At 63.4% G+C, this 23,217-nt stretch carries 23 protein-coding genes and 1 pseudogene; 11 read left to right on the forward strand and 13 right to left on the reverse strand.

Features of this window, described 5'->3' with window-relative positions; all coding sequences use genetic code 11:
- The first annotated feature begins 75 nt into the window (after positions 1–75).
- Together F7R90_RS19005 and F7R90_RS19010 are read left to right on the forward strand one after the other, a co-directional pair.
- Complete coding sequence (locus F7R90_RS19005) at positions 76–570, forward strand: hypothetical protein (protein WP_158059143.1); 495 nt, start codon at positions 76–78, stop codon at positions 568–570.
- Positions 571–647: 77 nt separating this feature from the next.
- Positions 648–2,342, forward strand: a complete 1,695-nt coding sequence (locus F7R90_RS19010; RefSeq protein ID WP_158059144.1) for a cbb3-type cytochrome c oxidase subunit I — start codon at positions 648–650, stop codon at positions 2,340–2,342.
- Here the strand turns inward: F7R90_RS19010 and F7R90_RS19015 are convergent.
- The 4 genes from F7R90_RS19015 to F7R90_RS19030 all read right to left on the reverse strand — a co-directional run bounded on the left by F7R90_RS19015 (position 2,339) and on the right by F7R90_RS19030 (position 4,742).
- Complete coding sequence (locus F7R90_RS19015) at positions 2,339–2,785, reverse strand: DUF6789 family protein (protein ID WP_158059145.1); 447 nt, start codon at positions 2,783–2,785, stop codon at positions 2,339–2,341. The genes F7R90_RS19010 and F7R90_RS19015 overlap by 4 nt on opposite strands.
- Positions 2,786–2,882: 97 nt before the next feature.
- A complete protein-coding gene (locus F7R90_RS19020) occupies positions 2,883–3,347 on the reverse strand; it encodes a hypothetical protein (RefSeq protein ID WP_158059146.1) in 465 nt (154 codons plus the stop codon).
- Positions 3,348–3,378: 31 nt separating this feature from the next.
- Positions 3,379–3,663: a hypothetical protein gene (locus F7R90_RS19025; RefSeq protein WP_158059147.1), complete on the reverse strand. Its 285-nt coding sequence runs from the start codon at positions 3,661–3,663 to the stop codon at positions 3,379–3,381.
- A 107-nt stretch (positions 3,664–3,770) separates the two neighbouring features.
- Positions 3,771–4,742 carry a transcription initiation factor IIB gene (locus tag F7R90_RS19030; protein ID WP_158059148.1) on the reverse strand — a complete coding sequence of 324 codons (972 nt, stop codon included), beginning with the start codon at positions 4,740–4,742 and terminating at the stop codon, positions 3,771–3,773.
- Positions 4,743–5,238: 496 nt separating this feature from the next.
- Between F7R90_RS19030 and F7R90_RS19035 the strand changes: the two genes are divergently transcribed.
- On the forward strand, positions 5,239–5,526 hold the full coding sequence (locus F7R90_RS19035; protein ID WP_158059149.1) for a hypothetical protein: 288 nt from the start codon (positions 5,239–5,241) through the stop codon (positions 5,524–5,526).
- An 18-nt stretch (positions 5,527–5,544) separates the two neighbouring features.
- Here F7R90_RS19035 and F7R90_RS19040 read toward each other — a convergent pair whose 3' ends face one another.
- Both F7R90_RS19040 and F7R90_RS19045 read right to left on the reverse strand, forming a co-directional pair.
- Positions 5,545–6,594, reverse strand: a complete 1,050-nt coding sequence (locus F7R90_RS19040) for an NAD(P)-dependent alcohol dehydrogenase (RefSeq protein WP_158059150.1) — start codon at positions 6,592–6,594, stop codon at positions 5,545–5,547.
- A 57-nt stretch (positions 6,595–6,651) separates the two neighbouring features.
- Positions 6,652–7,317, reverse strand: a complete 666-nt coding sequence (locus F7R90_RS19045) for a helix-turn-helix domain-containing protein (protein WP_158059151.1) — start codon at positions 7,315–7,317, stop codon at positions 6,652–6,654.
- A 92-nt stretch (positions 7,318–7,409) separates the two neighbouring features.
- On the opposite strand from F7R90_RS19045, the gene F7R90_RS19050 reads away from it, so the two are divergent.
- From F7R90_RS19050 to F7R90_RS19065, 4 genes are all read left to right on the forward strand, one after another.
- The gene (locus tag F7R90_RS19050) at positions 7,410–8,756 is read left to right on the forward strand and encodes a cytochrome P450 (RefSeq protein WP_158059152.1); all 1,347 of its coding nucleotides are present in this window, start codon (positions 7,410–7,412) and stop codon (positions 8,754–8,756) included.
- Between the two features lie 98 nt (positions 8,757–8,854).
- Positions 8,855–9,442 (forward strand): NUDIX domain-containing protein, encoded by a 588-nt coding sequence (locus F7R90_RS19055; protein WP_158059153.1) that lies wholly within the window; start codon positions 8,855–8,857, stop codon positions 9,440–9,442.
- Positions 9,443–9,467: 25 nt separating this feature from the next.
- Positions 9,468–10,577, forward strand: coding sequence for a M24 family metallopeptidase (locus F7R90_RS19060; RefSeq protein ID WP_158059154.1), 1,110 nt, complete (start codon positions 9,468–9,470; stop codon positions 10,575–10,577).
- A 277-nt stretch (positions 10,578–10,854) separates the two neighbouring features.
- Positions 10,855–11,982, forward strand: coding sequence for a hypothetical protein (locus F7R90_RS19065; protein ID WP_158059155.1), 1,128 nt, complete (start codon positions 10,855–10,857; stop codon positions 11,980–11,982).
- A gap of 25 nt (positions 11,983–12,007) precedes the next feature.
- Here the strand turns inward: F7R90_RS19065 and F7R90_RS22760 are convergent, their stop codons facing one another.
- The 3 genes and pseudogenes from F7R90_RS22760 to F7R90_RS19075 all read right to left on the reverse strand — a co-directional run bounded on the left by F7R90_RS22760 (position 12,008) and on the right by F7R90_RS19075 (position 16,165).
- The gene (locus tag F7R90_RS22760) at positions 12,008–12,196 is read right to left on the reverse strand and encodes a helix-turn-helix domain-containing protein (protein ID WP_267905122.1); all 189 of its coding nucleotides are present in this window, start codon (positions 12,194–12,196) and stop codon (positions 12,008–12,010) included.
- 18 nt (positions 12,197–12,214) lie between these two features.
- Positions 12,215–12,535 (reverse strand): annotated as a pseudogene (locus F7R90_RS22765) (bacterio-opsin activator domain-containing protein); the annotation flags it as partial.
- 12 nt (positions 12,536–12,547) lie between these two features.
- On the reverse strand, positions 12,548–16,165 hold the full coding sequence (locus F7R90_RS19075) for a GAF domain-containing protein (RefSeq protein WP_158059157.1): 3,618 nt from the start codon (positions 16,163–16,165) through the stop codon (positions 12,548–12,550).
- Between the two features lie 312 nt (positions 16,166–16,477).
- Here F7R90_RS19075 and F7R90_RS19080 point away from each other — a divergent pair, with 312 nt between their 5' ends.
- Complete coding sequence (locus tag F7R90_RS19080; RefSeq protein ID WP_158059158.1) at positions 16,478–18,259, forward strand: MutS-related protein; 1,782 nt, start codon at positions 16,478–16,480, stop codon at positions 18,257–18,259.
- Positions 18,260–18,267: 8 nt separating this feature from the next.
- On the opposite strand, the gene F7R90_RS19085 is transcribed toward F7R90_RS19080, so the two are convergent.
- Positions 18,268–18,480, reverse strand: coding sequence for a hypothetical protein (locus F7R90_RS19085; RefSeq protein WP_158059159.1), 213 nt, complete (start codon positions 18,478–18,480; stop codon positions 18,268–18,270).
- Between the two features lie 128 nt (positions 18,481–18,608).
- Here F7R90_RS19085 and F7R90_RS19090 point away from each other — a divergent pair, with 128 nt between their 5' ends.
- A complete protein-coding gene (locus F7R90_RS19090; protein WP_158059160.1) occupies positions 18,609–20,216 on the forward strand; it encodes a protein kinase domain-containing protein in 1,608 nt (535 codons plus the stop codon).
- A gap of 4 nt (positions 20,217–20,220) precedes the next feature.
- Here F7R90_RS19090 and F7R90_RS19095 read toward each other — a convergent pair whose 3' ends face one another.
- Positions 20,221–20,469, reverse strand: coding sequence for a hypothetical protein (locus tag F7R90_RS19095; protein ID WP_158059161.1), 249 nt, complete (start codon positions 20,467–20,469; stop codon positions 20,221–20,223).
- 99 nt (positions 20,470–20,568) lie between these two features.
- On the opposite strand from F7R90_RS19095, the gene F7R90_RS19100 reads away from it, so the two are divergent.
- Both F7R90_RS19100 and F7R90_RS19105 read left to right on the forward strand, forming a co-directional pair.
- Positions 20,569–21,198, forward strand: coding sequence for an FkbM family methyltransferase (locus F7R90_RS19100; protein ID WP_158059162.1), 630 nt, complete (start codon positions 20,569–20,571; stop codon positions 21,196–21,198).
- A gap of 122 nt (positions 21,199–21,320) precedes the next feature.
- Positions 21,321–22,064 (forward strand): hypothetical protein, encoded by a 744-nt coding sequence (locus tag F7R90_RS19105; RefSeq protein WP_158059163.1) that lies wholly within the window; start codon positions 21,321–21,323, stop codon positions 22,062–22,064.
- Between the two features lie 33 nt (positions 22,065–22,097).
- Here the strand turns inward: F7R90_RS19105 and F7R90_RS19110 are convergent, their stop codons facing one another.
- Positions 22,098–22,442, reverse strand: a complete 345-nt coding sequence (locus tag F7R90_RS19110) for a hypothetical protein (protein WP_158059164.1) — start codon at positions 22,440–22,442, stop codon at positions 22,098–22,100.
- A 278-nt stretch (positions 22,443–22,720) separates the two neighbouring features.
- On the reverse strand, positions 22,721–23,020 hold the full coding sequence (locus F7R90_RS19115) for a hypothetical protein (RefSeq protein WP_158059165.1): 300 nt from the start codon (positions 23,018–23,020) through the stop codon (positions 22,721–22,723).
- Between the last annotated feature and the right edge of the window lie 197 nt (positions 23,021–23,217).

Below are 23,217 nucleotides of genomic sequence, written 5' to 3' on the forward strand. Positions count from 1 at the left end.
GCCCTCACTTGTAGGCTTTTCCCTCGTCGCACCGGGATGAAACGATTAACATGTTACTAAGAAGAAGGGACAAGCGTGTCAGACTCGTCCGACCCCTCCGACCCGCCCGAGGACTCCGGGAACACAGCGCGGGTCCGCGAGTACGTCCTCGACGCTCACCCCGACACCGTCCAGTGCATTCTCGACTGTGCGGACGCAGTCGCAGACGACTGGGAGGAGAGTACGGATAGTGCCGCGTTCACCACGTCTCGTGACGCCGTCGTGTCGCCACTCCGTGACCACCTCGAATCCGCAGGCGCGTGGTCCCGATTTCCCGAACTCCTCGCGGGTGCCGTGGATGCTGCGGGCGACTCGTTGTCCGCAACTCCTGTCGCAGCCCCACCGTACGTGACTGTGACGAGCAGAGGGCCACTCCTCCGGGCGACTATTTCGACTGGACGACTCGTCGTCTCGTTTCCGGTGTTCGACGTACGTCGCGGTAGTTCGACCGACTGCGTCGCTGGCGACTCGACCCGGTACGTTCGCGGTGCGAGGACCCCGAAAGACGCGATTTGCGTCGAACTCAAATGATTTTCAATTGTCTATAATCGGCGGCAAGGGTTTTCGAGGTTCGTCTCGAATCGTAAGACAGTGAGTCGGCCTGAGCTATGAACGAACTGACAGCTCTCGTAGCGGTGGCGTGTGTCGGTATCCTGAGCGTCGGCGTCTATCGGTTCGGCGGACGAATTCCGACGTTTCCACGAAACGTCTACGACGAGTACGTCGGACTCCCCGACGAGTTACGCAACAAGCCGCCGGGACTGACCCGCTGGCTGACGACCGTAGACCACAAGGACATCGGTCTGCTCTACATCGCGCTCGGGACGCTCGCGGGTCTGTGGGGCGCGACAGACGCGATTATGCTCCGAACTGAGCTACTGACACCGACGGCGAACGTCGTCACCGAGCGCATGTACAACGCGCTGTTTACCACTCACGGACTGACGATGCTGTTCCTGTTCGCCACGCCGGTCATCTTCGGGTTGGGCAACTACTTCCTCCCGGTCCTCATCGGGGCCGACGACATGGCGTTCCCGCGCATCAACGCCATCGCGTTCTGGCTGTTACCCCCCGCGCTCCTGCTCATCCGGTTCGGTCTCATCTCGGACTTGGTAGGCATCCACGCGCTCGAACCGCCCCAGACGAGTTGGACGATGTACACCCCGATGACTGCAGAACTAGAGAACCCGCAGGTGGACGTGATGCTCCTCGGGTTACATCTCTCGGGCATCAGCACGACGATGGGGGCCATCAACTTCATCGTCACCATCGTCACGGAGCGGGCCGAGGACGTGGACTGGCCGGACCTCGACATCTTCTCGTGGACGATGCTCACCACGAGCGGTCTGGTGCTGTTCGCGTTCCCCATGCTCGGGAGTGCGCTTATTATGCTCCTGTTAGACCGGAACTTCGGCACGATGTTCTTCGCCGTACAGGGCGGCGGGCCGATACTGTGGCAACACCTGTTCTGGTTCTTCGGCCATCCCGAGGTGTACATCCTCGTCCTCCCGCCGATGGGCATCATCAGCTACATCATCCCGAAGTTCTCCCAGCGCAAACTCTTCGGGTTCAAGTTCATCGTCTACTCGACGCTCGCCATCGGCGTCCTCTCGTTCGGCGTCTGGGCACACCACATGTTCGCCACGGGTCTCGACCCGCGCATTCGAGCCTCGTTCATGGCCGTCTCCATCGCCATCGCGGTACCGAGCGCAGTGAAGACGTTCAACTGGATTACGACGATGTACAACGGCCGAGTTCGGCTCACGACGCCGATGCTGTTCTGCGTCGGAGCCATCGCAAACTTCATCCTCGGCGGCGTCACGGGAGTCTTCCTCGCCTCGATTCCGGTGGACCTCGTCCTCCACGGGACGTACTACGTCGTCGGCCACTTCCACCTGATTCTGGTCGGCATGATTCTGTTCGCGATGTTCGCGGGCAACTACTTCTGGTACCCGCTGATTACGGGGCGAATGTACGACACGCGACTCGCGAAGGCGCACTTCTGGCTCTCGTTCGTCACCGTCACGCCGTTGTTCACGCTCTTACTGCTCGTCGGCATGGGCGGTCTCCCGCGCAGAACCGCCGCGTTCCCGGTCGAGTTCGCCACGCTCCAGCAGGCCGCAACTGTCTTCGCGTATCTGTTGGCGGCCGCCCAACTACTGTGGGTCTGGAACATGGTCCACTCCTACCGCAAGGGCGAGAAAGTCACTGACGCCGACGTGTGGGACCTGAAAGGAACGGGCTTCTACTCGCGGGAGTGGCAGTGGTTCGAAGAGCGACTCGAACGGACGCGGAAGGACTAGGCAGTTTCTGCGCTCTTCGGGACTTCCTCGTTCGCGTTCCCCAACTGGGCGTACACCGCACCGAGGATGTAGCCGTACGCGAGGTGCGCGACCAGCGTGAAGGCGTAGTACGGAATCAGCAACACGCCCTCGACGCCCGACGTGCTGGTGACGTTGAACGCGACCCAGAGCAGCACCCCGAGCGCGGTGCCTTCGATTGCGGGGTCTCGGTCGGAGGAGAACGTCTGGCGAAGCGCGAGGAAGACCAGCGGCCACGCGACGGCACCCGCCAAGAGAAAGAGGACGAACCCCAGCGTCACCTGTCCCGGCGTCCCTACGAAGGAGGCGATGGTCTCGAAGATACCGACTTGGTACCCCGTCTCTACGTCCGTAATGACGAGTCCCGCCGTGAGGACCGCGGTTCCGGCGATACCCCCGGCGATGGCGCGGACTGCGTTGTTCATACTCGATGTATCGGATTCCAGACCGTGAAACTTTCTGCCGAGGACGGGGGCGTCACGTTCGACCCGACTCGCATTACTGACTGGGACAGGACTGACGTCACTGCCCGGGAACGGAGATGTCGTCGCCCGTGTGGCCCACGTTCGCCCACACGTCGCCGCCCTCCTGCACGACGACTTCGAACTGCACGTCCTCGCCGCTGGCGTGGTCGGCGTGCGAGTTGAACGAGACGACCTCCCCGTTGTCGTGGTTTTCGGAGTACGCCGTCAAACTGTAGAAACCGGGCGTCTCGTCGTAGTCGTCCATCGGGACGAACTCCTCGGAGGATGACGCGTCGTGGCTCCCCCAAATCGGTCGGTCCGTCGAACCGGTTGGCGGTGCGTACACGAGCGTCAGTCTGACTGGTTCGACTTGCCCCGTGTCTGACCGAAGGAGGACTCGGTCGAGTGCGGGGGTGTCGTTTGCTTTCGCTCCAAATCCGGCACAACCAGCGAGAGCGGCAATCGACGCGGTTCCCGCCGCGAGCACGTCGCGACGCGACCGATTGGAGGGCGTCTCGGACATACCTCGACTGTATCGCCTTACGACAAAAAAGTTACTCGACGCGCGTCCACTGATGAATCCGAAATCGACCGTAGCCGCCGTAGGCGATTTCGAGCGCGCCGACCCACCAGTTCCACTTCTCGGGCAACGAGAGGTCCTCGGGCGCGTCGCTTAGGTTCGAGAGGACGATGGAGACGGTCAACTCCTCGCCCACGTCCGACTCGTGCTGACCGGAGTCACACAGGTCTCGCGCTTGTCGTGCGACGACTCGCCGCGCTCCCGCGTCGCTCCCGAACTCCTCGGCCAACCGCCGTTCGAACTGTTCTCCGGGTTGCATGATGGTCGTAGCTACAGTTGCTCACGAGTACGCACTCGGTATTGGTATACTCTCCGTTCGGGGCAGGTTCCGGACCGCGTTTCGGCCGCAAAACGAAACTGCCGTAGTTAGTTGTACAGTCCGATAGCTTTGATCTGCTCTTGGTAGCGGTTCCGAATCGTGACCTCCGTCACCTGCGCTACGTCTGCGACCTCTCGTTGGGTCTTCTTCTCGTTGCAGAGCAGGGAGGCCGCGTAGATTGCCGCGGCGGCGTAGCCGGTCGGGGACTTGCCAGAGAGCAGGCCCTGTTCGGTCGTCACGTCGATTATCTCGTTTGCCTTCGACTCGACTTCCTCGCTCAACTCCAGTTCCGAACAGAATCGCGGCACGTACTTCTTGGGGTCTACCGGTTCCATCTCCAAGCCGAGTTGCTGTGAGATGTAGCGATACGTGCGTCCGATTTCCTTGCGGTCAACTCGTGCGACTTCCGCGACTTCTTCGAGGCTTCGCGGAATGCCTTCCTTCCGGCAGGCCGCGTAGAGTGCTGACGTTGCGACGCCCTCGATAGACCGGCCGCGAATGAGGTCTTCTTTGAGCGCGCGTCGATAGATGACGCTCGCTACCTCCTGTACCGAGCGCGGGACGCCGAGCGCGCTCGCCATCCGGTTCAGTTCGCTCAGCGCGAACTGGAGGTTTCGCTCGCCAGCGTCTTTGGTTCGGATGCGCTCCTGCCACTTGCGCAGGCGGTGCATCTGACTGCGTTTCTCGGAGGAGAGCGCCCGGCCGTAGGCGTCCTTGTCCTTCCAGTCGATAGTGGTCGTCAGCCCCTTGTCGTGCATCGTGTTCGTCGTCGGGGCACCGACGCGAGACTTCGACTGTCGCTCTTGATGGTTGAACGCTCGCCACTCCGGGCCGCGGTCCACGTTGTTCTCCTCGACGACGAGACCGCAGTCGTCACAGACCAGTTCACTCCCGCCAGCGTTGGAGACGAGTGCGTCAGAATTACACTCCGGACACACTCGCTCGTCCGCCTCCTCGCGCTCGGTTTCACCTGTATTCTCCTCCAGTTCGCGCTCACGCTGGCGAGTGGTCCCCGTCATAAGTTCGTGCTAGTAGGGCGTATTGGTAGATAAACCCTCGGTGCGCTCTAGCAGTCGTATTTTGGGTTACCAGTTTGGATTCTGGTATCGTTGCTATCACCATCTCGAACTTCCCCGCCCGCTCGCCACCGTCGGACATGCGGCGTCCGACGAGCCTTCGCTCGCTTCTCACGAAGGGGTCCCTGGCACGGGATATTCGGCGCTGCAAACCGCCGGAAGACGTTCCTGCTCACTTCGTTCGCGGGCATGCGTCTTCCGAGGTCACACTCACTGCGTCTTCGCGCGGCGGTGCCGCGCGAATGGTCCGAGGGACTACGTCTCTCACTATTCGCGTGACCGGCCCCTTTCAGTCCCACCCGCTGTTCGTGTCGCGAGCGTTTCCGGTGTTTGTGTCACCGAGCGTTTTCGTGGTCGGTGTCATATTCGCCCGGTGTACCTTCCCCTTGACCGATGCCGTTCCGGACAACGTTTTGTAGCTCCCTCGCGTCCTTCCTGTATGGCATCCAAGCGCCCGACCGTGTTCGCCGTAGACGAGTACGACGCGTTAGAGTTCGACGCCGTCCTCGTGCGAGACCGCACTGTCGTCTGCCTCGACGGCACCGACTCAGTGCGCGCGATTCCACTCGACAAGGTCAACCACATCGACGCCGACCCCGACACGATGCTGGTCGAACGCGAGATTCCCGAGAGCTTCTACGGCGGCGGCGAGTACGGCTTCGTGGACCTCGACACCTATCCCCAAGTCGAACAGCACTTAGAGGAGTTAGACGCCGAGGAGTACTAACACCGAACACCCGGCATTTCAGAACCGCACTAGCGGTTTGATGACGCCGTCTTCTTTCGACGCCATCAACGCGAACGCCTCGTCGGTTTCCGAGAAGTCGAACTCGTGGGTCGTCATCAGAGTCGGGTCCACTCGCCCGTTTTCGAGCAGTCGCAGTAGACGACGAAGCCGGAGGCGACCACCCGGACAGAGCGCAGTCACGATGTCCTTCTCGGCCATGCCGACGCCCCAGCCTTCGCGCGGAATCTCCACGAACTCACCTTCGCCGTGGTAGCCGACGTTCGAAACCGTCCCGCCGGGCTTAGTCACTTCGACGCACTGCGCGAGCGTCTCGCTCGCGCCGAGCGCTTCGATGGCCGCGTCCACGCCGCGACCGCCGGTCAGTTCTAAAATCCGCTCGACCGGGTCGTCCTCCTCGAAATCGACTACCTCGTCGGCTCCGTACTCCTTCGCTAACTCCTTGCGCTCAGGGACGTTCTCGACCGCGATGACCTGTCCCGCGCCCTGCAAGCGCGCGCCTTTCGTCGCCATCAGGCCGACTGGGCCTTGAGCGAACACGGCGACTGTCCCGCCCATCGGGATGTCCGCGCGCTCTGCGCCCGCGAAACCAGTACTCAGCATGTCACAGACGTAGACTGCCTGCTCGTCGCTGACGCCGTCTGGAATGTGGGCTAGATTCGCGTCGGCGTCGTTGACGTGGACGTACTCCGCGAAGACGCCGTCTTTCTCGTTGGCGAACTTCCACCCGCCGAGCGGTGCGCCGGACTGAGAGGGGTGGCCGTCTTGTGCCGCGTCGGACCCCCAGTCGGGCGTGATTGCGCCGACAGCGACGCGGTCCCCTGCTTCGAAGTCCCCGACCAACTCGCCGACTTCGTCTACCACGCCGACGACTTCGTGGCCGAGAGTGAGATTCTCGCGCTCGCCGATTGCACCGCCGACGGTGTGTACGTCGGAGGTGCAGACCAGCGCGACGGTGGGTCGCAAAATCGCGTCGTTCGGTCCTGGTTCCGGGCGGTCCTTCTCGGCGAAGTCGGTCTCGCCGATTCCGTTCATCACGAATGCTTGCATGTCGAAATCCCCACTACGACACTCGACGCCAACGTACATCAACGTCGGCGTGGATTCTCACCGAGAGGGAACAGACGCGGCGACCAACTTCGCCTCGATTCGCTGGAGACGCTCGCTTATCGTCCCCGCAGATTTTCCGAGTTCGTCTGCGAGTTCTCGGTGGGTCGTCTCCCGCGGCACCTCGTAGTAGCCCTCTCGAACCGCCAAGTCGAGCAGTGCCTGCTGTTTCTCGGTCAGCACTGCCGAGCGGTTGCCGTCGCCGGGTTCGTACTCGCCCATCCGTTCTAAGTCGAGTCGAATCCCGTCCGGCAGTGTGGCGGCCGCCTGCTGAATCGCCTGACTCGTGCCGAGGACGGTGAGTTGCAGTCCGCGGACGGTTCCCTCGTCGAGATACTGCATCGGCCAATCGAGGACGATTTCGTGTTCGTGTAGAATCGCGAGCAGGTCGTCTACCAGTCCCGCGGTTCGACACTGGATGTACGCGAGTCCTTGCTCTCCGGTGCCCGCGATGTCGTATTCGAGCGCGTCGGGCGACGATTCGAGCAACTCGCGGGCCGCGTCGAGGTCCCCACGGAGTTCTGCGAGTTCGACGTACCGGCCCTCGTGTACCGGACTCACGTACCGAATCGCGACGACTTCGACCTCGCCGTGGCGCGCGAAGATGTCGTCAATCGGGTGGACTCGCTGGTCGTCCCACGTCAGCGTCACTGTCGCGTATTGCATCGCCTTCTCGTGAAGTCGTCCTCCGCACGCTTAAAGCTCCCTAGGATGCTCGGGAAAAGAGGTAGCCTGACGGCGTCCGTTTCGGCTACTAAATGAGTAGCGACACCCCTCCGACCAGTCGCGAGATGCCGCCCGGTCCCGACGGACTCCCAATAGTCGGCAACTACCTCGCGTTCGCCCGCGACCCGTTCGAGTTCATGACCGAGACTGCCCGAGAGTACGGCGACATCGCCGCGTGGGAGGAACTCGACGGCCCGATTTACCAACTCAACCACCCCGACTACATCGAGCAGGTGCTGGTGCAGAACAACCAGAACTACATCAAGGGCCAGAACTTCCAGAAGACGCTCGGCCCGATTACCGGCAACGGCATCCTGAACAGCGAGGGCGCGGTCTGGCGGCGCAACCGCCACCTCATCCAACCGGCGTTCCATCCGGACCGGATTCAGGAGTACGCGACGATGATGACCGACTCCACCGAGGCGATGCTGGAGGGGTGGGACGACGGCGAGACGCGACTCGTCCACGAGGACATGATGACCGTGACACTGAAAATAGTCGCTCGCGCGCTGTTCGGCGTCGATATCGAGGACCACGTCCACGCTATCGGGTCGGCGCTGGAGGAGTTCATGGAAGCGTCGGAGAGTCTCTCGAACTACATACTCCCGGAGCAGATTCCGACGCCGTCCCGGAGGCGCATCAGGCAGGCCCGCGAGCGTCTCGACGCCGTGGTCTACGACCTCATCGAAGAGCGGCGTGCGAACCCGGGCGAACAGAACGTCCTCGCGATGCTGTTCGAAGCGGAGGACGAGAACGGCAACGCGCTCTCGACCCGACAGATACGTGACGAAGTGGTGACGCTGTTGCTCGCTGGCCACGAGACGACGGCGCTCTCGCTCACGTTCACGATGTACGCGCTGGCGCGCCATCCCGAAGTCGAGTCGAAACTCGTCGCCGAACTGGACGAGGAACTGAACGGACAGACGCCGACGATGGCGGACATTCCGAACCTGACCTACACCGAACAGGTCGTCAAGGAGTCGATGCGTCTCTACCCGCCGGTGCCGGGCATCATCCGCGAACCCGTGAAACCGGACATCATCGATGGCTACGAAATCCCACCGGGCGCGACGGTTCGGATGCACCAGTGGGTCGTCCATCGGGACCCCCGCTGGTACGACGACCCGTTGGCGTTCGAACCGGAGCGCTGGACCGACGACTTCGAAGCGGACCTGCCGAAACTCGCCTACTTCCCGTTCGCCGCTGGCCCGCGTCGCTGTATCGGCGACCGGTTCGCCATGCTGGAAGCGAAACTCATCTTGGCGACGGTCTATCAGCAGTTCCACCTCGAACTGACGCCCGGCACGGAACTCGACCTGATGGCGACAGTGACGGCGCGACCGAAGAACGAGATTCCGATGACGGTACACCGTCGGTGACGTAGCTGACAGTGTACCGACGGTGAGGTTGCTGATACTGTATCGTCGCTGAGGAAGCCGAACGAAATTCTATTAGCTTCCCTGACAGAGACCATTCCATGGCCGATTCCGTGGAAGAACTCCGCGACCGACTGCGACGCCGTACGGAGCGAGTCACTGCGGAACTCCGGGCGGAGTGGAATACGGAGACGACGACCGACACCATCGACTACGGGCCGCTCCCGTGGGCTCCGGACGAGATTTCCGACTCGGTGGACGAACAGTTGGATCAGTTCGGCGGGATGTCGGCCGTCGTCGTCTGCTACACTGACAGCGAGGACGAGGCGGTCCTCGTTTACAACCGCAACGGCTTCTGGAAACCGCCCGGCGGCGCTTTCGAAGGCCGGACGTCGCTGGCCGAGACGGCTATCCGAGAGGCCGAAGAAGAGACCGGTCTCGACGTGGAGCTAACCGACCTGCTATCGACCGGACAGGTTCGGTATCACTACGAAGACGGGAACTCGGTGCTGTTGCCCGTGGCTACGTTCGTCGGCCACCGCGTCGGCGGCCGGTTGCGAGTCGAGCGAGAGCGAAACGACCATCCGGGAGTGACGCGGGGCGTCGGCCTCTTCGGTCCCGACGTACTGCCCGAGAACTGCCGGGACCGAGACCGGATTCTCGAACTCCTCTCCCACACGCAGTTTTAAATCCAGTCCGACGCAACGTCACACCATGACCGCTTTCGAGGAGCGAACGCGCCGCTGTCAGCAACGCCTCGTCGCCGCCAACGCCGAGGCAGCCGTCCTCTTTCCGAGTACGAACCTCTTCTACGCGTCGGGCTTCCGCGAGGAACCGGCCGAGCGCCACCTGTTCCTATTCGTCCCTCAAGAAGGGGAGCCTGCATTCGTCGCGCCAGAGATGTACGACGAACAGATTCGAGACGCCTCGTGGGTCGATGACCTGCGACTGTGGGCCGACGGCGAGGACCCGATGGAACTCGTGGAAGAACTCGCCGAGGAGATGGCCGTCCGAGACAGCCACCTGCTCGTAGACGACACGATGTGGGCACTGTTCACGCAAGACCTCCGCGAGACGCTCCCCGACGCCACGTTCGGTCTCGCCAGCGAGGTGTTCGACGACCTTCGGATGCGAAAAGACGACGCCGAACTCGACGCACTCCGTCGCGCCGGAGCAGTCGCCGACGAGGTGAGCGTCGAGATTCGGAAATTGGGAGAGGAAGCGATTGGCATGACAGAAAGCGAACTCGCTGCGGAAATCGAGTCCCGACTGGCCGACCACGGCGGCGAGGAAGTCGCGTTCGGCACCATCGCTGGCTCTGGCCCGAACGGCGCAAAACCGCACCATCGCCACGACGACCGGGAAATCCAGCGCGGCGACCCCGTTGTACTGGACTTCGGCGCGTACGTGGACGACTATCCCGGCGACCAGACCCGAACCGTCGTCTTTGCGGGAGAACCACCAAAAGAATACGAGGAAGTCCACGAAGTCGTGAAAGACGCCCAGCAGGCCGCTGTCGAGGCCGTCGAACCGGGCGTCACTGCCGAGAGCATCGACCGGGCCGCCCGCGAGGTCATCGAGGACGCGGGCTACGGCGAGCAGTTCGTCCACCGAACCGGCCACGGCGTCGGTCTGGACGTTCACGAAGACCCCTACATCGTCGAGGGCAACGAGATGGAGTTGGAAGCAGGCATGGTGTTCAGTATCGAACCCGGCGTCTACCTCCCCGGCGAGTTCGGCGTGCGAATCGAGGACTTGGTTGCCGTCACCGAGGACAGTTGCGAGCGACTCAACGATTCGCCGCGGACGTGGGAACCGTTGTGAGTTTCCTCCCCGACTGGACCAGACCCGTCCTCATCGGTCGAGATCTGGTGTATCGAACAGGCCTCGACGACTTCGAGCCTCCCAATCGCGGTGGTTCTCGCGTCCGTGAGGTTCCTCGTTGGTGCCGGTGGCCGTCGCGTTCTCACTGTCGGGCGCTCGTCCGTCTCGAATCTCGACTTGTAGTTTCTTGACTCCGCTCGTCTGTGCCTCCCGACCCGTTCCGGCAGGCAATTTGAAGTGATAGAGCGGTGTACAGGTGTCGGGGGAGCGGGGGAGAATGCACGACGACACACCACGAACGGGTAGTATCCACGGCGAGGCGGTCACGACGATGGGGCGACGGCGGTTCATGGATACGCTTCGGAGCCTCGGATTCGGCGCGCTATCTGCGAGTTTTCTCACTGCCGACGACGTGCAGGCGGCGAGTCGGGACGAAGTACCAGTAGTCTACGGGTTCGGACGGAACGACGAGGGCGAACTCGAACCGCATCGGAAGACGGTGCCCGCCGACTGGTACGACGACTTTCGCGGTGCAATCGCGGCACACCGCCGACTCGACGTGTTCGACCACGACGGCGTGGCGAACTCAGCGGTCGAACCGGGCGAGTACGCGGGGAAAAACGCCGCAATTCGCGTCGAGGTGACCGATGACGAGGCTCACGGTGCGCTACCGGAGGAAATCGACCACGTCCCCGTCGAAGTGCGTCGCGTAGACGCTTCAGACCGTCACGACGCTCCGGGAGACTCACCAGGGTCGCCGCCAGTACTCGCCAAGGGACTCCCGGGCGGCGTCGGCATCGCAAGTGACGAACTCTACGGGACGCTTGCTCCGGCGCTCAGAAACCCGAGCGACGGCGTGCTGTACTTCGCCACGTCCAACCACGTCTTCGAGGGCGACCGCACTCGCGGCGACTCGCTCTACGTCACCGCAAAATCAGGAAAGCAGGCAATCGGTACGGTCCACGAGGGGTTCCCGCGCTCTGACGTGGTCTGTGTCCGACCGGCGAACGGCTACTGGCCGCTCCACAGCATCCGGAACGGGACCGACATCGACGTGCGCGGCCAGTTCACCAAAGCAGGGTTGGCCGACCTCAAAGCCGCGGGGAAGCGCCTCGAAAAGGTCGGGATGCGCTCGGGCCACTCGACGGGCAAAATTCAGGCTATCGACGGGGTCACCTGCGCGTACGGGGCCATCTGCAAGCGCGGCCAACTCAAGTGGGGCCGAGAATCGGACTTCACGGACGGCGACAGCGGGTCGGTCAACTACGCACCCGACCCAGAGAGCCCCGAAGATGGCGTCCTCGTCGGCGGGTTGAACAATGCCCGGACGTGGTGGCCGGGCGAGAACTACATCTGGGGGACGGCAGGCTACCGAATCACGGAACAGCACGGCTACACGTTCTAAAGACGACCGACGTTCGCCCGACCGATTATCCGTCCAAGAACGTCCCCAGCAGTTTCCGCTCGCCGACCCGCAGGTGTTGGTGGAACGTCGGCGCGGACACGTCGAGGACGTCGGCGACGTCCTCGCCGCTGCTGTCGCGGGGCCACTCGAAGAAGCCAGCGTAGTAGGCGGTCTCCATCGCAGACCGCTGGCGCTCGGTCAGTTCCGACTCCAATGCTGCGCTGAACTCCTGGACCGTGCGGGCCGGTCTGTCGCGTTCGCGCTGTGCGACGACTTCCATGCCGGGGTAGGCGTCTTGGACGGCCTGAACGACCGTCCGAACGTCTACGTCCTGTGGCACCTCGGCGACGCACCGCGCGCCATCTTCGTCGAACTCTGCCATCTTGAGTGTCCCGCCGTGATCGGCGAGCGCGGGGAGCGGCGACGGCCCCGTGTAGACGACTTCGAAGAGGTGGCCATCTTCGTGTTCGTTGATGAGTCGGGTGCGCGATATTGCGCCGTCGTCCTTGGCCGACTCTCTGATACACTCGGGGTCGATGTCTTCGGCGGTGACGTAGTAGACGAACTACTCACCGGGTCCCAGCGTCACTCCTTCGAGCGAAAATTGACACTCCTTCTCGCGGGGGAGTCGAACGAAGAAGTCGTCGCCGCCGCCGGTCTCCAAGGTAAGTTCGACCACGCCATCCGAAAGCAACGCCTTCCGGTTCTCGATGGCGTTTATGGCGTGGCCGATAGTCTCGCCCAACTCGGCGAGCACCGCCGTCTCGCGGGTATCGAAGGCGTTTCGCCGGTCGGCGTAGACGCAGAGGACGCCGTAGACAGTCTCTCTGTACCGGAGCGGGATGACGACTTCCGACTGGTACCCCTTTTCGAGCGCCTGCTCGCGCCACGGTTCGAAGTCGGGGTCGGATTCGACGTTCTCTATCACCTGTACTTCGCCCGTCTCGTAGGCCAACTCAACCGGGCCATCCGGCGTCTCTTCCTGCATTGCCGCCGTCTCTGCCAAGTAGTCGTCGCCGTCACCTGCGCTCGCGGTCGGTTCGATTCGTCCGCTTCCGCTCGCCCCTCGCTTCGACCCGAGCCACGCGAATCGGTACTCCTCGGAAGCCGCGAGTCGGTCGCAGATGGCTTGTTCCATCTCATCGCGCGTCGAGGTTCGGACGAGCAGTTGGTCGATGTCCCGGATGACCTCGTTGATTCGGTCGAGTTCGGCCAGTTGCTCGCGCTGGTCGGCCAGTTCGGCCTCGCGGGCCGCTCGTTCGAGCGCGACTTCCGTGTTGGCCGCGAGGACCCGCAGGAGGTCGATTTCGTACTCGTCGAACGCCTCGGTAGTCAGCGACGCGACGGTGATGGCACCCCAGTCGCCCAGCGGGAGGACGCAGAAGCCACGAATCGCGGGCGAACCGTCTTCGAGCGCGTTCTCGGCTTCCTGTGCGTTCTCGTGGACGACGACCTCGCCGTCGGCGAAGGCGCTGCCGACTACGCCCTCGCCCTTCTCGAAGGTCGGCGCAGAGCCGATGCTCTCGGCCGTCTCGTCCGTCGTGACGAACGGTTCGAGTTGCGCTTCGTCCTCGTTCCAACGGAACACGGACGCGTGCGGTTGGTCGAGGACCGTCCTGGCCGTCTCGACGGACGTCTCACCGATTTCGTACTCGCGCTCGGCGGCCATCAACTCGCGGGTCGCGCCGTGGAGCGCGTCCAGCATCCGTTCGCGCTCCTTACGTTCGGTGATGTCCGTGTAGATGGTGTATCCGCCGTAGTCTTCGCCGGACACTCTCGCGTTCCGGAGGAGGAACTCCCGCGTGCAGTCGGGGCCTTCGCGCGTGACCTCCGCGTCGATGCGCGCACCCGCCTTCACTTGCTCGTTCAACTGCTCGGCCTCGCCACGGTCCTCGTCGGGGACGATGAGGTCGTCCACGTTTTCGCCGCGTATCTCGTCACCGTCGTAGCCGAACACCTCCTCGAACGCCTCGTTGACGTTGCGGAGCTTCGGTTCGTCGCCCTGAATCTGGTAGTCGATGGTCGGTTCCGGAATGTTCTCGAACAGTCCGGCGAAGCGGTCGCGCTCTTCGCGGAGTGCCGTCTCGGATTCGACCCGCTTGAGCGCCTCGGAGGTGTGGGAGACGAGTAGCTCAGCCATCTTCAGGTCGTCTTCGTCGAACTCGCTCGCACTCCGAGAGCCCGCTTGGAAGACGCCGCGGTCGCCCACCGGCACGCTGAGCAACGACCGGTACTTCTCGTTGGCCAACTCGACGTCGGTGAGTTCCGTAGCGTCGTCGATGACGTACGACTCGCCGGTCTGGTAGGTCTTCCCAGCGAGCCCCTCGTCCGTGCGGAGGACGTTGTAGTCTTCCACCACCAGCCCGGAGGAGGTCGCCTTCGGGACGAGATAGTCACCCTCGGCTTCGTCTAACCCGCAGATGTCGAACTTCAGAATCTCTTCTGCGGCATCGACGGTCTGGCGATAGATAGCTTCGAGCGTGTCACAGCTTTCGAGTTTGACCGCGACGTGGTGGAGGTCCTCTATCTTCTGCTTCTGGTGCTCGACGTCGCGCTCCAACTGCTTGCGCTCGGTGATGTCCGTGTACATCACGTAGCCACCGGAGTGCTCGCCCGGCAACTCGGCGGTTCGCAACAGGAACACGCGCTCGCCGTCCGCCGTCTTTCGGCGAACCTCCGCGTTGACGTGGTCACCCCGTTTCATCCGTTCGACGTGTTCGCGAGCCTTCTCTTTCTGGTCTTCGGGGACGAGGTGCTCAACCATCGACTCGCCGACCACTTCCTCGGCGTCGTAGCCGAACACCTCCTCGAAGGCCTCGTTGACCGAACGGAAGATGAGTTCGCCGTCGCGCATCTCGTAGTCGATTATCGAGTCGCGAATGTTCTCGAACAGTCCGGCGAAACGGTCGCGCTCGGCCTGTAACGCGGCTTCTGAGTGAATTCGTTCGAGCGCCTCCGCGACGTGTGCGACCAACAACTCCGCGAGTTCACGGTCGCTCTCGTCGAACGCGCCGACTTCTTGGGACACTGCTTGGAGGACCCCAACGTCGCCAATTGGGACCGACAGCGCGGACCGGTAGCCGCTCTCGGCGGGGACGACACCTGCCTCGTGGAGGTCCGCCGTCCGAATCGTCTCGCCGAGTCGATATGCCCGCGCCGCGAGTTTGTCGTCGGCATCGACGTTGGTCGTGGTGTAGTAGCCGTCCGTCGGAACACCCTTCGAGACCGCTTGCGGGACGAGTTCGCCGTCGTCTTCGGAGTCTACCGCACAGAGGTCGAACTCCAGCAGTTGCTCGGCCGTCTCGACGGTCAACTCGTAGACCTCGTCGGTCGTCTCGCAGGCTTCCAGCATCACCGCGACTTCGTGCAGTTCCTGTGTCTTGCGCTTCTCCTCGGCGAGTCGGTCTTCGAGTCGCTTGCGCTGACTCTCGTCGCGAATGATGCCCGAGAAGTAGTGGTCGCCGTCGCGTACCGATTCCCGGAACGAGATGGCGAGCGGGATTTCGTGACCGTCTCGATGGCGACCCTTCAACTCGACGTAGTCGCGCTCGACCAGTTCCGGTTCCTCCCGCAGTTCGCGTAACTTCGCTTCGAGCGGTTCGTGCATTCTCGGCTGGAGCAGTGTGCGAAAGGAGGTGCCGACCAACGACGTCGGGTCGCGGCCGAACACCTGCTCCGTCGTCGCATTGGCGAACACTATTTCGCCCTCCGCGTCGATGGTGACGATTGCGTCCGGCGAGCCATCGACTAGCGTCCGCAACTGTTCCGCAAACCGGTTCCGTTGTCGCTCGACGCGACGTCGTTCGACGGTGTTCTCGATTCGCTCGGCCAACCGCGCGGCGAAGTCGTCGGCGTCGGTTGCGACGAACGCCGCGCCCTCCGGACTCGACTCGACCGAGTCGCCGACGTAGAGGCGCGCCGTCTCGGGGTACAGTTCCCCGACTGCGTCGAGTAGCTCCGCCCCGGTCGTATCCGGTACGTCTGACTCTGCGACGATGCAGTGTACCTCGTCGTCTTCGGCGGCTTCGATTCGTGAGAGTACACCAGCCCCGGTGCGCTCGGAGGAGACGTGGAGCGTCGAGGAGTAGGCGTCGAGTGCCTTTGCGCGGTCCTCACAGCCGACGTAGACAGCGCGGAGCGACTCCCCCGAACTCGCCCCGCGTCTGCCCGACTGTTCGAGCATACTTCCTCTATCTCCGTTCGCCAACAGTTGTAGGTGTTTCGCTTCCACCTTTTTCTCGTCGGGTGGCTCAGCGCGCGAAGCGCGCTGGCCACCCTCCTCCAAAAAATGTGGATCAAAAAAGAGACGCGAGAATTTCGGGCGGAGCCGACCGAAATTCTCGGCGTCTGCTGTGCGCTGGTGCGACTTCCGCACAGCACCGCAACCGCGCGCGACGGGTCGGTCGAATTGAAGATACTACTTTCACAGTCCAAACCCACCGCTCGCCACGCCAGTGTGGACAAAACTAAGAGCCGGGGGTGTCACCCGACAGATATGCGATTGGAGGAGTACTGGGGCGTCGGCCCAAAGACGAGCGAGCGCCTCGAAGCCGCGCTGGGCGTCGAGCGGGCCATCGAGGCCATCGAATCGGGCGACGTTCGCGCCCTCGTGTCGGCAGGACTGCCGCGCGGCCGGGCGACCCGCATCCTTCGGCGGGCCAACGGCGGCGAAGGGATGTCGGTGCTGGCGACCCGCGACACGCGCGCCGTCTACAAGGAACTGCTCGACGCCGCGAGCGACTACGCGGTCACCGCGACTGCGGCCGACCGCATTCGTGTGTTGACGCCGCTGCTCGACCGCGAGCAGGCCGGACAGCGCCTCGACAGCGTGATGGCGGCCGTCGAGTCGTGGACCAACCTCGACGGCGAGACGCGAAACGCGATTCTCAGGGCGTTCGAGACACACGCCGACGCCGACGAATTGGACGAGGAGCAAGCAGCGGTCGAAACCGCGCTCTCGCTTCGAGACGCTGGCGTCTCCGGCGGGGCGTTCGAGCGCGTGGGCGGCATCGACCGCGACGACCTCGAAGCCGCGGCGAACGCGCTGGCGGACCTAGACGGCGGCGACGTGGCGCGCGGGGTGGACGAAGACCTCGACTCGCTCCGAGACGCGCTCGCGGATGCCGAATCGCTCCAGCAGGATTCCTTAGATGCTGTCGAATCAATTCGCGAGGAGGCCCGCGCTGGCGCGGAGTTCTCGGAGGTAGTCGTGGACTTCGTGTCCAGCGAGACCGGCGCAGGCTACTCGCGGGTCAGAGACGCCACGCCGGACGACGCCATCGACGCCGGGGACTTCGTGGGTGCGACGCTCCGCGAACTGCTGGCCGACCTTCGTGAAGCAGTCGAAGAACGCGAGCGGACCGTCGCCCGCAGACTGCGAGGCCGCATCGCCGAGTCGCAGGAGGCCATCGACGAGGCCAACGAAGCGGTCGGCGACCTCGCGTTCTCGCTGTCGCTCGCCCGGTTTTCCGTCGCGTTCGACTGTTCGCGCCCGGAGTTCACCGAGAACGGCTTCGCGGTCACCGGTGCGAGAAACGTCTCGCTGGTCTCCGTAGACGACGATTTGGTGCAACCCGTGAACTACGCCATCGGCGACCACGAGATAACTGGCAACGAAGCACCGCCGGACGGCGACCGCGTGGCAGTGCTGACTGGGGCGAACAGCGGTGGTAAGACGACTCTGCTCGAAACCTTGTGCCAGATTGCACTGCTCGCGCAGATGGGCCTGCCCGTCCCCGCCGAGCGCGCCCAAATCTCGCTCTCGGAGGACATCGTCTTCCACCGACGCCACGCGAGTTTCAACGCGGGCGTCCTCGAATCGACGCTCCAGAGCATCGTGCCGCCGCTCTCGGACGACTCCGAGACCCTGATGCTCGTGGACGAGTTCGAGGCCATCACTGAACCGGGGAGTGCCGCCGACCTCCTGCACGGCCTCGTCAGACTCACGGCCGACCGGGGCGCGCTCGGGGTGTTCGTCACGCACCTCGCGGACGACCTCAAGCCACTTCCCGAAAAAGCTCGCAAGGACGGCATCTTCGCCGAGGGACTGGACGACGACCTCGAACTACAGGTCGATTACCAACCGCGCTTCGACACCGTCGGGAAATCGACGCCGGAGTTCATCGTGTCGCGCCTGCTCGCAGGCACAGACGACCGCGCAGTTCGCTCGAACTTCGAGACGCTGGCGCGAGCGGTCGGCGAGCAAGCGGTTCAGCGCACGCTATCTGATTGGTCGCCGGAAGACGACGCGGGAGGAGACGCGAAAGCAGACGATTGAGACTACAGTCAGAAGAACAGCACCCACGCCAGCAGTCCCATCGTCAACACTGACAGAATTGCGGGCAACAGCGCGAGAACCGTCGTCAGTAGTTTTCCCATGCCCCGCTCGGCGTCCACTGGACCGAGGACGATGTAGCCACAGCGCGCACACTGCTTTCTGTTTGCGCGGTGCTTGTGGCCGCAATCTTTGCACTCCCACTGCTTTGGCCCGAGACCCATTGTCGCGTTGTCAGACTCCACGAACGGGGGGGTGTTAGTTTTTGCGACCTATCTATTTACAGGTACACATTCCTCGCTGACCTGTGGGAACACTTATGCACGCGGCGGGAGACTGACTCGCCGTACCGATGGACGAGCGCGACGAGCGAGCGTCTCGACCCGGCGAGCAGTCAAAACGCCGAGCAAATCGACGGGAGGAGTCCACGAGCGACCGCCAGCGCGCCGACCAACTCCGCGAGCGAGTGCGAAGCGAATACGGAAGCGACGCCGACGCAATCGCCACGCGCCTCGACAGCGACGACCCCGAGGAGCGCGCCGGGGCGGCGTGGGCTCTCGCCGAACTCGCTGGAGAAGACCCGGACCGTCTTCCCGCCCGCTCGAAACTCGCCGCGCTCCTCTCCGACGACCACCGCTGGGTTCGCCGCGGCGCGTCGTGGGCGCTCGCCGCACTCGCCGACAGCAACCCCCACCGCGCCCGGATGGCCACCGAAGAGGTCATCGATGCGCTGTCAGACGACGACCCGCTCGTTCGGGAGAATACGGTCCTTACGCTCTCGTCGGTCGCTACCGAGTATCCACGCGCAGTCGAACCCGCACTCTCTCGACTGGCGACGCTCGTGAACGAGGAGGAGGGACTACTTCGAAAGTACGCCGCAGAGACACTCCACCGACTCGTCCGCGAACTCGACGAAGACGGCTTTCCGAAGACTATCGCGGCCTCTCCGGCGCTCGCGAACTTCCTGCCGGGCGATGCGACGATTGTGGAGTTCTCCGACGAGGAAACCGTCGGAGAGTCGTCGGTCAGCGTTCGACCCCCGGAGTTCGACACCGACTCGGGTGAAGACACCACGGACGACGCTCGTTCCCAACTCGGACCGCCCGACTACGTTTCGACGCCCCCCGAAATCGACGCGGGGTTCCGGGACTTCGAGCGACTCGCCGACCGCGGAAGCGGGCCGTTCACGACCTTCCAGAAAGCGCGCGCCCCGGACCCCGAGAGCGCGAGCGGAAGCCACGTCGTCGTCACGCTCCGAGCGGCGCGCCGAGACGGATTAGCAGACGAAGACGCGCTCTCCCGCGCGCTCCGTGCGTGGGACGCCATCTCGGACCACAACCACGTGCTTCCGATAGTCGCGCGCGGTGAGACGCCGCGCCCGTGGGTCGCCACCGAGTTCGTGGACGGCGGCACCGTGCGCGACCGAATCGGCGGTCTCGACTTCGCTCAGGCGCTCTGGTACGCCCACTGCGTGACGACGGCGCTCTGTCACGCCCACGCACAGGGCGTCCTCCACGGCGCGCTCAGGCCGGGCGTCGTCGGTCTCTCCCAGAGCTTCGGCGCGTGGTCCGTGCCGAAAGTCGGCGACTGGGGCTTCGGTGTCGGTCTCCCGAACGAGACACGACCACCTGTGCCACCGGCGTTCGCCGCGCCCGAACAACTCGCACCCGAGGAGTTCGGCCGACTCGACCACGCGACCGACGTGTACCAACTCGGTGCGCTCTGCTACGCGCTGTTCGCGGGCAGACCGCCGTTCGTCGGCGACTCGAAAGAGGTCGCTCGACGGGTCCAGAAACGAGACCCTGCTCCAGCGAGCTCGATCAATTCGGCGGTTCCCGAGGCGGTTGACGGTCTGCTCACGCGGGCACTCACGAAGGAGAAACCCGCGCGCTTCGAGACGGCCGAGGACTTCCGCCGCGAGTTAGAAGTCGTCGTCGAGGAGTACGCGACGTGGGCGTGACTTCCTATCGAGTTCCCGCCGGACCGTCTGCCCCGTGGAAGTAGAGCACCCGCTCGTCGTCGCTTCTGACGGTCTCTCGTTCTACGTCCTGCCGACTCGTACACCGTCGTTCGTACTGCTGTAGCACGGAGAACGGTGGGCCGCCGAACACGTCAGCCCAGCGGTCGCCGCGTTCGATGACGATTCGCTGGTCGTACGGTTGCCCGCAGACCGGACAGGCGGTGTCGTCGTCGCCGGGTGCGTGGGAGTGCATCGGTAGGGTTGTGCGGGTTTGTTGTCCTTCACTCTGTTGCACGTTAATGACACTCACTGTCACGAAACTCCTTTTCCCGTTCGGCGTGCGCTCGCAACTATGGCAGACGAAGAGTACGAAGGCGACCCACGCGTCGGCGTGATGAACGGCGTCGCGGTGCCGACCGTCGAACCGGTCGAAGGCTACGACGACCACCCCGACCACGAAGCGCCGTCCATCGAATCGCTTCGCCGACTCGTCCGGCGCGGCGACTCGGTCGTCGTGGTCGGCGGCGGATGGGGCGCGTCCACCGTCGTCGCGGCCCGGATGACTCACTACGAGGGCGACGTGACGACGTTCGAAGCGACCTCCGAGATGATATCGACTATCGAGCGCACCATCGAAATCAACCGCGTCTCTGACCTCGTGACGCTCCGGCACGCGGCCGTCGGCGAGGTTTCGGAGTTCACCGAAAAACTGTACGGCGAAGCGGACGGCGACCTGCTCGGCCCGGAGGCGATTCCGGCGTGCGACGTGTTGGAACTCGACTGTGAGGGCGCGGAACTGGAGATTCTCCGCGCGCTCGACTTCGACCCACGAGTAATCATCGTCGAGACCCACGGCGACCTCGGGTCGCCGACCGAGGAAGTAGAGGCGGAACTGGCCGACCGTGGCTACGAAATCGTGGACAGAGGCGTCGTCGGCCCCGACGACGACTTGGACGTGCTGACTGCGACGAGAGAGGCGTAAACTGTCTCTCGAACTGTTGACTTGGTGGGAAACGACGATTCGCTCCGTCGCTGACGAACGGTTCTTCCGCTCACAGTCGCCTCGTTTTAAGTACGCTCGCTTCCTCGGGTCGGGAAAGGGATATGTTCGGGCCGTTTCTCGCCGCTTCGTCGCTCGCGTCGGACCCGAGCGGCGCAGTCGTCGCGTTTCTCGGGTCCGTCCTCGTCGCTACCTCTGCGGCGGTGTTCGGCTTCTACGCGCTCCGAAATCTCCAACTCAATCGCTTGGAGTCCCAAGGCCCGTTCTGGCGGTATCTCGCGCTCGTGGGCACGACAGCGGCGCTCTACGGCGTCTTCGGCGTACTCGGCGTCGTCGTCGATTCGCGGGTACTGACCGCGTTCGGCCACGGCGCACTCCTCTTCTGTATCGTCTTTCTGGCGTTCTCGATGCGAGAAGTGTACTACAACTCCGCGCTCGCGCCGCCTGCCGACGAGGGAATCCCGCTCTCGACGCTCCGCCGAATCGAGGTCGCGTTCGTCGTCGTCATCGTCGTGGAGTGGTTGGGCGTGTTACTCATCGACCAGTTGGTCGTCGCGCAACTCGTCAAGGCCGGTGGCAGTCTCGCGTTCGCCACCTACGGCGTGTTGTTCGCCGAGAAACTGGAGTCGATGACGAGCGGGACGTCGCTCGACACGCTTCGACGCCACTTGCTTCCAGTACTGGTCTCGTTGGGCGTCCTCGGCCTCGCAGACCTCGGCGTCGTCGTCGGACTGCAACCGCTCGTGGTAAACGCTATCAAGAGCGTCTTCGTCGTGCTGGTCGGTGGGTTCTTCGTCACCGCGACGATTCGACTCCAACAGAACGTCGAGGGACTGTCCGCGCCGTAGCGACCGAGTGACTGTGCGTTCACTCTCCGACTCTCAGAGCGGTTGTAGCCCGCCGTTCCTGCAGTTCGGACACTCTATCTCGGGGGCCGGTTCGTAACGGACGCAGACAGTGCCACACGCGTTACAGTATCGGAGTGCAGACCGCTGTGGCGTGACTCTGGTGCGCCTGCGAAGGCGCTCTACGGTCTCCCGAACGTCGGCGAGTTCTGCTTCGAGTTTGGCTACCTCGGCGCGTAGTTCTTTGGCTACCTCCGCGCACAGTTCTCGCTCTGCTGCACTCTCCGCGTCTCCTCCCGTACTTTCCACGTCTGCCACCTGTTCGGCGGGTGGTTCGGTCTCTCGCTCGGACGAGTGGTCATCGCTCCCCTCGGTTGGCATACCACACGGACGTTGGTTGTCACTCTCTATCAAACGTTACGCTACCTGTCGCCGGACGACGAACTCTCTCCACGAACGTGCTGTCGCTACCGAGAATTATGGACTGTGAAAGTCGGAGTAACGGTAGCCGTTACCCCGGTTGTCAGAGGCACAGTATTTCGACTCCCTTGCCTGCGGCGGCGAAGTGTCTCGCCCTTGCAGGCACTCGAAAGGGCGGCGGAAAACTGTATAATCGTTTTGCATGGTATGCCACCCTATTAAGACCCCTCCCGAACTTTCTAGGTACCTCCGTCCATCGTTTCGGGGTCCGCGATAGCGCGCGAGACGTAGAGTCGTTTCCGTGCGTCCGGGGCGTACAGTCGTTCTTCGACGAGTTCTGCGTCCTTGAGCTTCGTCAGCGCGTCGCGCGTCGTTCTGGCTGGAAGCAACGCTCGCGTGCGAATCTGGCGTTGTGTCAACGTCTCGTCTTCGGCTAACACCTTGTAGACGAGTTTCGCACTCGGCGGTAGGTTCAGCAGTCGCTCGTACCGTTGCTCTGGCGTCGTGTCAGGCTCTTCGCCCGTGGCAAAAACGTTCACCGGTCTTCGACATAGCCACCCTCACCTTGGTCGGCCCCCTAATTAGTTGTTCCGATGCTATCTGTGAATAAAACACAGGATTGCTGTCACGCTCTGCGTCCTCGGTCACGCCGTCCCGCAGATACCGGCAACAAAATCCTACTCTTCCACGCCTCGCACTGCTCGCTCGGCACGGCGACGGCGCATCTCAGTGGTTC

The organism is Halorussus halophilus (assembly GCF_008831545.1).
Classification (GTDB): Archaea; Halobacteriota; Halobacteria; order Halobacteriales; family Haladaptataceae; genus Halorussus; species Halorussus halophilus.